This is a genomic window from Mesoplasma entomophilum (genome assembly GCF_002804125.1).
GTDB lineage: Bacteria > Bacillota_I > Bacilli_A > Mycoplasmatales > Mycoplasmataceae > Mesoplasma > Mesoplasma entomophilum.
The window spans coordinates 171,683-186,193 of record NZ_CP024966.1; the positions used below are offsets into that span (position 1 = coordinate 171,683).

General features: G+C 26.1%; 6 protein-coding genes. 5 read left to right on the plus strand and 1 reads right to left on the minus strand.

The features are described 5' to 3' along the window. Window positions 1-3: 3 nt before the first annotated feature. Window positions 4-2,541, plus strand: a complete 2,538-nt coding sequence (locus MENTO_RS00795) for a hypothetical protein (RefSeq protein WP_099651002.1) — start codon at window positions 4-6, stop codon at window positions 2,539-2,541. A 17-nt stretch (window positions 2,542-2,558) separates the two neighbouring features. On the opposite strand, the gene MENTO_RS00800 is transcribed toward MENTO_RS00795, so the two are convergent. Continuing rightward, window positions 2,559-5,060, minus strand: coding sequence for a hypothetical protein (locus MENTO_RS00800; RefSeq protein WP_167372663.1), 2,502 nt, complete (start codon window positions 5,058-5,060; stop codon window positions 2,559-2,561). A gap of 139 nt (window positions 5,061-5,199) precedes the next feature. Here MENTO_RS00800 and MENTO_RS00805 point away from each other — a divergent pair, with 139 nt between their 5' ends. The 4 genes from MENTO_RS00805 to MENTO_RS00820 all read left to right on the plus strand — a co-directional run bounded on the left by MENTO_RS00805 (window position 5,200) and on the right by MENTO_RS00820 (window position 14,510). Next, window positions 5,200-10,674 (plus strand): ABC transporter permease, encoded by a 5,475-nt coding sequence (locus MENTO_RS00805; protein WP_099651003.1) that lies wholly within the window; start codon window positions 5,200-5,202, stop codon window positions 10,672-10,674. A gap of 98 nt (window positions 10,675-10,772) precedes the next feature. Continuing rightward, window positions 10,773-12,773, plus strand: coding sequence for an NAD-dependent DNA ligase LigA (gene ligA / locus MENTO_RS00810; RefSeq protein ID WP_099651004.1), 2,001 nt, complete (start codon window positions 10,773-10,775; stop codon window positions 12,771-12,773). A gap of 1 nt (window position 12,774) precedes the next feature. After that, window positions 12,775-13,062, plus strand: a complete 288-nt coding sequence (locus tag MENTO_RS00815; protein WP_099651005.1) for an Asp-tRNA(Asn)/Glu-tRNA(Gln) amidotransferase subunit GatC — start codon at window positions 12,775-12,777, stop codon at window positions 13,060-13,062. Beyond that, window positions 13,062-14,510: an amidase family protein gene (locus tag MENTO_RS00820; protein ID WP_099651006.1), complete on the plus strand. Its 1,449-nt coding sequence runs from the start codon at window positions 13,062-13,064 to the stop codon at window positions 14,508-14,510. Before MENTO_RS00815 ends, MENTO_RS00820 begins: the two co-directional genes overlap by 1 nt. The last annotated feature ends 1 nt before the right edge of the window (window position 14,511 follow it).

Sequence of the window (14,511 nt, forward strand, 5' to 3'; positions counted from 1 at the left end):
ATTATGAAAAAAATATTATTAAGTTTAAGTGCTCTGACTATTGGAGCAACTCCAGCTGTATCATTATTAAACGTTGGCCAAAAACAAGTAATTACTCAAGTAACATCAGAAATTCAAAAGAAAATTGATGAAACTTCTGTTTTATTTAAAGCACCAATTATAACTAATGCTCAAAAGCAAAATTCTGATGTTACAACAAATTGATTAAATGCTCAAAAAATAAGTAACATTAGCAATATTGATAGTGCTTTAAGTTATGCAGATTTTAACGCTGAAAAATATGATATGAAATCAGCTGAAAAAACTTTAAATAAAATTTACAAAGACAAAAATTATAAATATAAAAATGAAGATGCAACATCAGAACTTATATTTGGCGCAGCTGATAAAGGTGTAAGCTTATTAGAAAATTCAATTGATGACGATGGATTAAAAGTTGATGGTGTTAATGAATTTTTAAATTGAATTTCTTATGTTTCATTTGCAAGCGGTGGAAGTTTAAAAGCTGATAAATTTGATTCAAGCATATTAAAATTTGCTGATAAAATATCTTTTGTTAAAATGTTCAAACATTATCCAGCTCCAACTTACAATCAATTAAAAAGTGAGGGAGTTAAGACCTATAGAGGTTTAAAATTTTATGTTTTATCAAATTTCAATAGTTTCATGAGTGTCAACTATGGATTGACAAGCGAAACTGGAGCATGAAATTTTAAAATTCAAGATGAGGGTTCAAGCAATATCGCTAGAAATTTCTTTAATGCATCTTCTGCTATGTACAAAGAAATATTTTCTAAAAATGATCAAAAAGTATCAAAACATGAGTTTAAATTTACTTCAGATAGTGTAGTTTATTTGTTAAATTTTATATATTCATTATCTTATTATATAGATGCATTCAATCAACCAGAATATGTGCTTAATCCTTCAATGGTAAGAGATCAAAATCATTTATTTAGTTCTAATAAAACTAATCTTGAAATAATGAATGAAATTTATAATAAAAATATTTCAAAAGAAAATATTGATAAAAGAAGTTTAAATGGAATATTATCTATTTTTTATGACATTATGTATAAAGGTAGTGACCCCAATGGTTATAGATCTTCAAGAGTCTTAAAAATTTTATTTCAAGTTGATGACGACATAACTGATGGCAACAAAAAACTTGATTTAAATACTAAGGTTATTAGAGCAGGATCGTCTGTTACTAGTGCATTTGATACTGCTGGTGAATGAAAAAATAACACCACAGGACCTAATGGTATATTTAATACTTTATTAGCATCTTTAGTTAAAGGTTTTTTAGATAATCAAATTTCAGGGGGAATTCAAATAATACTTAGTGTACTTCAACTTTCAACAGAAAATTTAGGTAGTATACTAGCAGGCTTAATAAGTTCTATTTTGTCCGGTATAGACATGAAATATTTTTTTGAAAATTTATCATCTCAATTGAATAAAACTTTAAATAATATTTATGGTTGAGGTTTATGAGGTAGCATAGGTTCTCAAGTTAAGAAACCACTTGAAAAGCAACTGACTAGTATGGGTTTTGGTACTGATAATTCACCAAATAAAAAACCAACAGGGAATTTTAAGAATAAACCAACAGATGACTTTATAGATTATTTAGATCAAATTATGAAAAAATTCAATAATATAAAAGTTAGTGAAAATTCAACAGAAACATGAAGTTTATTTGATAATCTTTTCAATCAACTTTTAAATCAGAAAGGTAGATTACAATCAATTTTAAAATTATTTAATGTTATTTTACCAATAGATATGTCTAATAAATCAGTTAAAGATATTTTTAGAATAAATGTTTTAGGAATATCAATAGGAGATGTTATAACATTAATTTTAAAAGGATTTGATTCAACTCTTCCGTTGTTTTACAAAGTTTTAGGTTTATTAGCTAGTGTAACAGGCAGTGATATATCTAATGAATATGATTTCTTTATCAAAGGTCAAGAAGAACCTCTTTCATCTATTGATGAGGTTCTTGGTTACACTTCAAAAGATGGCAGAACTTCTGATTTAGCAGTTATATGATCAATGATGAAATTTGTAAAAGATGAAAATGGAAAAAATAAGGTTTTAGGTATTAGACCTAAAAATTCAAATAATACTGAAGAAGAAAAAATTTGAGGGAGTAAAGCTTGAAAATATCTTTTAGGATTAAACTATGATGATAAGAGTTACAATCAAGATTCAATCTTGTTTTATGTAAATGAGCTATTAACAAATGGATTAACAGCTAAAATAATTCAATGACCTGTAAAAATGACTAGAAAGTATATTGATTACAATTTAAGCGATATAACTTTTAATAGAAATAAAAAAATGAATTACTGATCAAATAAAGATTTATTCTCAACAGACTTTATTGATTATTCAACTGATTCAAAACAAGAGGTATTAAAGTACAACATAAACTACAAAATTAAAAAAGATACTTATATAACATATGAAGTTGCTGTTTTTAAACAATTAAACGCAGAAAAATATGAAATTTTAAGTTTTAATAAAAAATAAGAGCAATATTATCGCTCTTATTTTTTTATCTCAAAATTTTGAATTTGATATTTAACATCATTATTTGTTGCTGTAATTTTAGGCAATAATAATTCAACAATATATGTATTATTTATTCCACCGTTTTTATAATTAATTTCGTATTTAATTGTACTTTCATCTTTTTTATTTTTAAAGTTTGTATAACTTACTAATTTTGTTGAAAAATACAAGTAATTAAGATCAGGTAGATAAGATGCTTTATTTTTATCGTCAAACATGTTATTTATTAAAATAAGTATTTCATTTATACTTTTCATTACATCTTTGATTAAATTACCTGTTTCATAATTTCATAGTTGACTAACTGAATATAATATTGTTCCCGGTCTAAATTGAAGTCAATCTATACCTGTTTTTGTTTCAACACCAAGTCCCATTAATCATTTACCAGCTTGGAGATTACTAAATGTTCTTTTTTCAGATAAACCAGATTCTTTACCAGCAGGAATTGTTACAGTCCATCCTTCATTTGTAAATAGTTTTGATGCTAGTACAAATGTGTAGGTGTATTCAACTCCGTTAGCATCTTTAAGAATTAATCTTTCATCTAAGCCTAATTCTTCATCGTGATATGAAATAGTTGTACCAATTGCATTTTTAATTTCAAAATCATTATTTTGAAATAATCTGGTATCTTGGAACGCCTCTGCAATATTAACTAATTTAGGAGCTACTCCTTTACCCAATAATGCAATTAAATAACTCGCAGCATTAGTTCCAAGTGTTAATATGTCACCAAGCTTTATATTGCTTGTTAATTGAACATTAATAAGTTGTTTTAAAGATATTTTTGGTAATTCGATTGGCAATTCATTTGTTAAGCCTAGTACATGCATAATTGTTCTAATATCAGTATTAGCTAAGTAGCCTAAGAATTTATTTGTAAATATGCCATTATCTTTAATAATTCATTTATATTTCTCTTGAATTTCAGACATTTTTTTAATGAGTCATTCTATTTTATTTTTTATATCCTCATTAATTAAAATGCTATTTCACTCTTTTATATGATTAAGTGAGACAGTTAACTGAGAAATAAATGTTTTAAAGAAGTGGGTCATGTCAATTCCAGATAGCATAGAACTTATAATTCCAGAAGCAACTCCTCCAAGTTGTTCAGGTCCTAATCCTATTCTATTTAAGAATTTTAATATTCCACCATCTTTGTCAATTTTATTAGTTATAAATCCAGTTATTATTCCATTAATTGTTGATGACAAGAAAGTGTTTAATGCTCCATTTTCAGTTTGACCATTTGTTGCTCATTCACCAAGTTCGATGTCCAAAGTAGTTTTAGTAGTTTTTAAGATCTTAGTTTTGAATTCAAGTTTTTCATTTCCAGTTATTATGTCATTATCAACCTGAAATAATATTTTAAAAGTTCTAAGTAATTTGTAAGAATCTTTATCTTTTTCTCCTGAAAAAAGATCATAAAATAATTGAACAAGGCCATCAATATTAGTAGCGTCAATAATTGACTCTTCAATTTTTTTATTATTAATTTCACTTATTATCTCTAAATTAGTTTTTGTTTTTGAAAAAACATGATTATCATCAATCATATCAGTTGATTTTAAATTATATTCGTCAGTTGTAAAATTTTGTATATATCAATTAATTCCAAAAAGTGCATTAAATAATAAAGCTAAACTTTGGCTAGTAAATGATACTGTTATTTTTTCAGAAGTTTTATCATTTATAAAAATTTTTGACATTTGTTCTTTATTTCAATTATAAAAATCTTTTCTTATATCTTCATGTTCAACACTAAAGTCGAAATATAAATCTTCAGGAATATCTTTTCCAAATAAATTAGCAATAAACGTGGTTAATTGACTAGAAAAATACATTTGTAAGTCTCTATTTGTTTTGATTCCCATTTTTATAAGTTCTTTATAATTGGGGACCTTTACTTCCTTCATTATTGAAAGAGAAGATGTAATCTTAGACATTATTTCTTGAATTGAAAAAGACGTATCATCGTTAACTGATTTTAAAAGAATAGGCAGTAAATCATTTCAAACCATTGGATCAAAACTAACACCAATAAGTTTATAAATTTCATTATAGGCTTTTTGAATTACTGAAAGTTTTTCAGCTAAAGGATTTTCTGGTTTCGGGTTATTAAAATCATCTTTTGTGTAAACATTTTTATTCATATATTCATTTGTTTGAGAAGTATCTAAAAGACTTGAAAAAAGTTTTGAAAAAGATGTTGTGTCTTTTGAATTTTGAGTTATATCGCGAACACTTAAATTTGATATATATTTATCAACATCTTGTCCATTATAACCTTTAGAATTAGCCAAAATTGCACCCTTAAAGTAATTAGATGTTGAAGACATAACTTCAGCTAATTTGTTGTCTATACTTTTTTGAACAGTATCCACATATTTACAAGAAACAACAGCCATAGCTGGAGTTGCTGAAATTGATGCCGCACTTATTAAAGTGATTAATTTTTTAATTCCTATCATAATAAAATAATTTTACCTTAATATTGATCTTTTTATTAAATAATTTGTAAGAAACTGCTTTAATTTTTTATTTTTTTTATTAAGATTAAGTAAGTTATATTTGACAAAATAAAAAATTAAAAAATAGGCGGATCAATATATGAAAAATACTTGGCTTTTATTTAAACAAGGTTCGAAAAGTATATTTAAATTTAAAATTCAGTTCATTGTGATAATTTTATTATCATTTTTTGCTTCATTTTATTTGGTTTCAACAACAAGTTTGAATTCAAGAATGAACAAGTCGTATAACGAAATAGTTAGAAATTATGAAAAATTTGATTATTCTTATGCAACAAGAGCTAATGAATCAAATTTAGGTAATTCTAATAAAACATTTTTGCCAATTTTGGATTTTTTACCGAATTCTACAAATTTATTTAAAGAAAATGGCAAAGTTATTAATGATTCATTTAATTTGGTTTTGAATAATCATGGTCTTGAACAAAATGGATATCAAACAAACTTTATTACAAAATCATTTTTTAATGCAAATGGTACTCCAACAGATGAATTAAAAAATATATGAGGAAATGATTTTGAAAACGGAATAAATCAAAGAAATTTTTGAGGTAACCTCTCAGAAGTTGACTTAAATCCAAATAAAAGTGGAATTGATTATTATAGTCAAGGATTTTCTACAAATTTTGGAGAAAAAATAGATAAATATGATGTTGATTTAACAAATACATATTCTGATCCTTATCATATATTTACATCGCTAACATATATGTTTGTAAAACTATTATCAGATAAATTATACGAAGATTTAAAAAACGATACTATTGATCAGTCAATGCAAAATTCTTTATTTTATACTTATTGAAAAAGTAACGAATTAGAAGTTGAAAAAGATTTTTCAAAAATAAACCTAACTAAATTTAATGTTTCGGACACCGAAAATACTGAATGATATGACGAGTACAAAAAACAAATATCATCTAAGGGTGAATATCAGTTGTTTATATACAATGCTTTAGAAAGTGTTAGTTATTTTATAACTTCACAAATTAGAAAATTCTTAGATAATTCATATCTAAGAATGTCAAATTACATGAGTAATTTCGATTGAAATACTGCAGGTAATACAGATGCTGAAAAAGCTAAAAAGTTTGTTACTCAATTTAATGAACAAGCAATTCAAAATGGAGAAATGCAAATTTTTATTTATTTAAACGATAAGGACGTTATTGTCCAAGATAATTCGTCTTTAGAAAAAATTCAAGAATATAACAGAGAATTAACTTTTGAATATATTTTTGGCTCAATTTATGATTTTGACGAAACTGTTAATAATGATTATGTTGTAAATTTTAAAGATGTAGAATCTTTATATCAAATTAAGGCTTCTGATGATCAAATAATTAATAATGGAATGAATATTGAAAAAAACGGATTAAGAGGTCTTGCAAACCCTGCTCAAATTGAAATAGATAGTGAAACATCAGACTATAGAATTAAAACTTCTAATTCAATTAATCCTTTCGAAAAAGTTAATACCGGTGATAAGTTTGAAAATGAAAACAATGCTAAGAAATATGACTTTGAATATGATCCAAAAAAATATAAAACAATGTATGATTGATTTAACCCATATTCAAGTAACTTAATTCATCAACAAATGGCCGCAAATAAATATGATCTAGATTTTTTTGTTAGAGAAGAGGCATTTTTTTATGATAGAAATACAAAAACTAATTTTAGATTTGTAATAACTAATGACAAATATGACTATAATTTTAAAGTCACAGCTGGACTAGGATCAATGCATTCAAGTGAAATTGTTATTTCACAACAATATGCATTTAAAAATGGTTATTCAGTAGGCGATAGAATAAAAATTGGCAATGCAAATTTCATTATTTCAGGATTTGGTAGTGATGCTTTAACATACTATCCACTAGCAGACCCCGAAGTTCCTATAACTGATTTTGCAAATTCAGTTATAGTCTATGCACCAAAGGCAATAGTTGAAGAAGTTATGAATTTAGGTAACTCAAAAGATGTCAAATTTACAAGTTATTTCTTTATAAAAGACGCTATCAATGATAGCTCAACTATTGAAGAAAGAATGCAAAAATATGACGGTATTTTATTGAGTGATAAAACTAAACTTTCACAGGGTTTAGAAATTTTAGATAACAATGGCAGTGCTCAAAATTATAAATCAATCAATAATATTAAAAATTTTGAAGACACTTATTTTAATTTAAATTGAACACTTCAACCTAAATTATTGAGTATTATTAACCTTGCTTCAATTGTAACTTCACTTTTAGTTATAATAATGGCTTTTGTATCTATAGTATTTGGAATCAAAAAAACAATTGATTATAATTCGAATCAAATTGGTTTTCTTAAATCGCAGGGTGTTGGTTGTTACCAAATGTCTGTATCATATACGGCTTATTCATTATTAATTACTTTAATAATTGTTCCTTTTGCTTGACTGACTGCAGGCTTATTTCAAGAATTAATAACCAAATTATTTGCTTCATATTTCGCAACAACATTGTATGAATTTGTTTTTGATTTTAAAATTTTATTAATTCTTATTTTAGTTTTTGGAGTTATATCATTTGTATTTAGTTATTTAATTGCACTTTTCTTAGTTTCAAAAGATGTTTTAAAAATAATTAATAAAGAAAATGAAACTTCTAAGTGAAGAAATATTATTCCAAGAAAACTAAACATAATTAATATTTTTGATTTTAAATTTAGATTCCCTTTAAAAGTTTCTCTAAGAGGAACAAAACAAATTTTTATGATGAGTTTTGTTGCATTCTTTGCAACATTGGTTATTTCGCTTTCAATTTTGACTCCATCAATGCTAAGTGTGTTTATAATAGACGCTGGAATGTATTATAAATATGATAATCAGTACATGATGGATGATCAACTAACAGGATTGCCAACCGCTAAATCTTCTTTAACAGCCTCAAGGGGTATTCCATATACTGAGTCAATATATCAAGAACCTAAAGTATTATTGGGAAATAACGATAATGAGAATGTAACAGATATTTATTTTAATAATAATAAATATTATGCTGATTCAAGTTGAGATAGCAGTTTATTACCTCCAATTTTATTTGGATCAGCATGAGACAATGGAGAATGAAAACAAAATTTAAATTGAACTGAAAAATGAATTTTTGACGATAACTTGCAAACAAAAGAAGATAGTTCTAAACTTTTAAAATTTTTAAATCCAGCAATTGGGCAATTGGGAAACTTTAATGGTTCAACTATATCTGCAGGTATTTTTGAAAAAATATCTAGTTATGTTTGAAATACAGAAATTAACCCTAACACAGGTAAATCATATTTTAATAATGTTGAAATAAATGATAATAACCTAGAACGTATTTGAAATATGAAAAAAGATTCATCAAAATCTAGTGGTGAGTTTGTTCAAATGGCTTTACAATTCTTAGTTTCATTTTTAAATAGTGGTACTGTTGAAGGACTACCGCCGATTGAAAAACCTATTAATACAACTTGAAAAGAAAATTTAATTCTTTTAGCACTTTCATTTTTACCGAATGCAGGTCAACAATATTTAAGAGATTCATCAAATAGAGCTACACAATTTTCTATTTCATTAAACTCAGAAAACTATACACCAAATATTGATTCATTATCAACTGAAGTTAAAGCTTCAATAAATGATTCAATCACAAATTTAACAGGTTTAAAATCAAATCAAAATGTTTACAATTTAAATTCGCTAAAAACTGATGATGTTTTTATCTCTAAAGCGGATACAATTAAGCAATTAAATAATTTATTTGAAAAACAAGATAAATACACTGGTGGAGATATTTATTTAAATGATAAATATAAAATTTATGATTCATCAGCAAAAATTCTTAATATACCTGTCATTACAAACTTAAAATCTTATAAACAAAATAAATTAAAAAATAAAGTTGAAATACGAGGTATCAACTATAAAGCATTATCTATTGATGGTAATATTATTCCAAAAAATGCTTGAATTTATGACAATAGAGAAATAACTGAAAGTAGTAAAAGTTTATTTGACCCTAGACTTAATATGGAAAAAGAACAAAAATGAATTGATCCATCAAATATTGATTCAAATAAATTTACTTACACTAAACAATTTGAATATGACAGCATGGGAAACATTACAGGCATTCATGATCAATCAAAGTGATTTATAAATTCACTTAATGAAGATGATTATAATTTAAACACATTAGACTTTGAATTAAGACCATATTATCACTATAATAACCTAAAATTGTTTGTACCAAGAAATATAACAAACTCAATGTCTTCATTATTAAACGGTAAATATGCTAACACTTCAAACACATCTGTTAATGAAGCATCAGATTGAAGATCAAACATAGATTTATGACACGGAACAGTAAATTCACAAGATGTTCCAGATAATGTTAAACTAGCTTGAGGTTCTAAATACTCAAATGTTTCAGATTGAGAGTGAATAGCACCATTTAGTATTAATTATAGTAGAAAAATATCAGATCCTAATAGAAAAGGATGAATTCAAAATATAGCAACTGATTTAAATAATATTTACACTTGAGCAAGTGACAAAATTCTTGAAAGTGGCTCAAGTTCTGATGCATTAATAAAAACAACAAATCAGTTGCCATCATTTTTAAATGGTGTTTATATTGAGGCCGTTGATACAATTCCAACTTACAATGGAAATATGATAATAGCTGACCAAGATATTTTAAATTTATTAACAAACAAATCAACTGCAAAATATATACCTGTTGATTATGACTTTTATGGAGATCCAATTTCAAAGATTGAAAACGGACAAATTAAACATAAAGATCATACAATCACTATAAATGAAATGAAAAATCCAGTTCAACAACTTGAAGATTTACAAAAAAATAAAAAATTCTTTATGAAAGATGAATTAAAGACTATGTATGGTTTATCAGATCAAGAGGCATATGAAAAAATAATTCAAAATAGAGATTTTAATAGTAAATATTCAGGTTTTACAGAGGCCTATGGTATAACTGGTGGAATTAGAGGAATTATAAAAAATTCTCCTGGAGTTTTTGCAATTGGTGGAGGAGCAAATACAATAAATAATGGTATGGGTATTATGTATAATGGAATTGATCTTGTTAGTACACAGTTGGGTATTATTGTTAATGTAAGTGAGTCAATTTTACTAATAGCCATGTTCTTAATAACTGGTGTTATATTAATTGCATTATTAGTCATAACAATTATTTCGGATGTATACATAATGAAATATCACAGATTTATGGTTACTATGAAAGCACTTGGATACTCTCGAAAAGAAATAACGTTAAATACGCTTTTAATTCCAATTTTCTTTGCATTTGGATTTGTGTTAATGGGGTACTTAATTGCAAAAATAATTTTAAGTAGCTTGATGTTTAGCTTGGAATCATCAGGGGTATTTATACCGGTTGCAACAAATTGATGAGCAACTCCACTAATACTAGTAATAATAGCTACGATGTTTGTAGTTGCATTTATTATTTCTTTAAGAAAACCAATGAAAGACAAGTTAAAATCACTGACATAATATTTTAAGAAGCGTTTGACGCTTCTTTTTATTTATAGATAAATCAATTAGATTTAAAAATAAAAAAGTTTATAATTATATAGATATGAGGAGTTATCATGAATAAAGAAAAAGCAATTACATTAATAAATGAATTACGAAAAAAACTTAACGAATGAGCTAGAGAATACTATGTTCTAGATAACCCTAGTGTTGATGATGCAGAATATGATAAAGCTATCCATCAACTTATTGATCTTGAAAATCAATTTCCTGAATTAATAACATCTGACTCTATAACTCAAAAAGTTGGTGGAATAGTAAGTGATAAATTTGAAAAGCACACACATAAATATCCAATGTTAAGTCTTGCTGATATTTTTTCTTGAGAGGAGTTCATTAACTTCAATAAACAAGTTGCAAAAGTTACAGGCACAGAAAACAATGAATATACTGCAGAACTAAAAATTGATGGATTATCAATATCTTTAATTTATAAAGATGGTGTATTACAAAAAGGTGTAACTCGTGGTGATGGTAAAGTTGGTGAGAATGTTACAACAAATGTAAAAACAATTAAATCAATACCATTATCAATACCTTCAAAAGATGAAACTGAAATTAGAGGAGAAATTTTTTTAGGTAAAAAAGAATTTGCAAAAATTAATGAAGAAAGATTATTGAATGGAGAGCAACTTTTTGCCAACCCAAGAAATGCAGCAGCTGGAACTTTAAGACAATTAGATTCTAAAATAGTTGCTGAAAGAAATCTTGATGCTTATCTTTACTATTATTTCAACGAAAATAACCCAATTAATACACAGTATGATTCTATTAATCAAATAAAGAATTTAGGTTTAAAAATAAATAAAGAAACTAAAATCTGTAAGACATTAGAAGAGGTAAAATCATACATTGAATATTACACTGAAAAAAGAAACGAATTAGATTATGAAATAGATGGTATTGTATTTAAATTAAACGATAAAAAATTGCAAGAAGAAGTTGGATACACAGCAAAAACACCAAAATGAGCAATTGCTTATAAATTTCCAGCTGAAGTTAAACAAACTAAATTATTAGATATATTTCCTACTGTTGGAAGAACTGGTAAAATTACATACAACGCCAAGTTAGAACCTGTACAAATTGCTGGTACAACAGTTTCTGCAGCATCGTTAAACAATGCTGAGTATATAATGGCAAAAGACCTTAGAATAAATTCAATTGTTAAAGTAAAAAAAGCAGGAGATATTATTCCTGAAGTTATTAGTGTTATTAAAGACGAAAACTTTGATTCATTACCAATTTGAGAAAAAGATATTCAATGTCCTGCGTGTGCTGAACTTTTAGAAAAAACTTCAACAGAGGTTGATCAATTTTGTGTTAACTTTAACTGTCCAGCACAAATATTGAGAAGTTTAGAACATTTTGCAAGTAGAGGTGCTGCAAATATAGTTGGTCTTGGTGGTCAAACAATTAAAAAATTATTTGAAGAAAAATTAATAACAAATATTGCAGATATTTTTAAAGTTGAAGAACATAAAGAAAATATAATTAATTTTGAAAAATTTGGAGAAAAAAGTTTTGAAAACTTAATTGCTTCGATTAAAGAATCTAAAAATAATTCATTTGAAAAAACTTTATTTGGTTTAGGTATTAGACACGTTGGTTCTAAGACAGCTTTAACTTTAGCTCAAATATATAAAAATATTGATAATCTAAAAAATGCAACGTATGAAGAATTAAGTTCAATAGACTCAGTTGGAGAAGTGTTGGCTATGTCAATTGTAGATTGATTTAAAATTGAGTCTAATTTACAATTAATTAATGAATTAAAATCATTTGATGTTAATTTTGAATATTTGGGACAAGCCAAAAACACTGAATCAACAATTAGTGAAAAATCTTTTGTAATAACAGGTACACTATCTGAATCTAGAGATTATTTTAAAGATATAATCGAATTAAACAACGGTAAAGTTATTGGTTCTGTTTCGAAAAAAACTGATTATGTTTTAGCAGGAGAAAATGCTGGAAGTAAATTAACAAAAGCTGAAGAATTAAACGTTAAAGTTATTAATGAAGAAGAGTTCTTTGCAATTCTAAAAGGAGAGTAAAATGAAAGATAAAAAGTACTATGAAGATTTAGCTCAAGATTCAATGTTGAAATTTTCAGATGCGGAAATTGATGAGATTGTTGCTAAACAAGAAGATTTAAAAAAAGAATTTGAAAAAGTATTAAAAATTGATACAACAAATATTAAACCATTATTTTATCCTTACGATGATATTCATTTATATTTAAGAGAAGATGAAGAAACAACAACTATAGATCAAAAAATAATATTATCAAACGCCCCAACTTCTGAGGGTGATTTTGTCACAATAAAAAAGGTGGTTAAATAATGAATTATAAAAAATTATCAATTTTAGAATTACACAATAAAATTATTAATAAAGAAATAAGTATTTTAGAATTAACTAACGCAGTAATATTTGAAGCAAATAAAGTTAAATCATCTAATGCTATAAATAAAATGAACGCAGAAAATGCTATTGCCTTTTCTAAGGAAATGGAAAAAGTATTAAATACAAATTCTTTATTGTATGGAATACCTTACTTTGCAAAAGATAACTTTGCAACAAAAGGACTTGAAACAACTTCTTCATCAAATATATTGAAAGGATATATTCCACCATTTAATGCAACTTCTATTTCAAAATTAGAAGATAAAGGAGCTGTTTTAATTGGTAAAGCTGCTCTTGATGAATTAGGAATGGGTGGAGTTGGTCTTTATTCATGTAATGGAATCATAACTAATCCAGCTGATGATAAAAGAATTGTTGGTGGAAGTAGCAGTGGTAGTGCTTATCTAGTAGCAAAAGGTATTGTTCCATTTGCAACTGGTAGTGATACAGGTGACTCAATTAGAAAACCAGCATCATTTAATAACATTGTTGGTTTTAAACCATCATATGGAGCAATTAGTAGATATGGTTTATTACCATATTCGCCAAGTTTAGATACTGTTGGATTCTTTACAAGAAATGTAACTGACATGGCAATTGTTTGTGATGCAACTTTTGGTTATGACACTAAAGACGCAACTAGTCATGAAAATAATTCAAAAAATATGTTTGAAAAAATTGAAGGTTTAAGCAAAGCGGTTAAATTTGGATATATCAAAAAAGTTATTGATGATTTAAATGAAGATGTTAAAAACGCTTATTACAATTTATTTGAAACTTTAAAATCAAATGGCTTTGAAGTTAAAGAAGTTGAATTTAAACAAGAATTATTAGATTCATTATCAGCTATATATAAAATGATTTCATTTAGTGAATCTGTTTCAACTAATGCAAACTTAGATGGAATTAAATTTGGTCGAAGATCAACTGGTACTGATTATGTTGAAATAATAACAAATTCAAGAACTGAAGGATTTGGTGAAGAAGTTAAGCAAAGATTTCTTGTAGGAGCATTAAATTTAAATAAAGAAAATCAAACAATTTATTTAAATAAAGCAAAACAAGTTAGAAGACTAATTGTTGAAGAATTGAATAAAGTGTTTAAAGAAGTAGACATTCTGATAATTCCCCCAACAGATAAAGTAGCGCCATTGATTGAAGAAACAAAAATTAAATCAACACCAGAAAAAGAATACTTAAACGACATTCTTACTTTAGCTAACTTCAATGGTTCACCATCAATTACTATTCCGTTTTTAAAGGAAGGAAAACTTGGAATTGGTATTAATATAAATGCAAAACCAAAAGAAGATCTTTTATGTTTACAAGCTGCAAAAATGCTTGAAGATATAATTGGTATTAAAAATGAAATAGTGGAGGATTAAG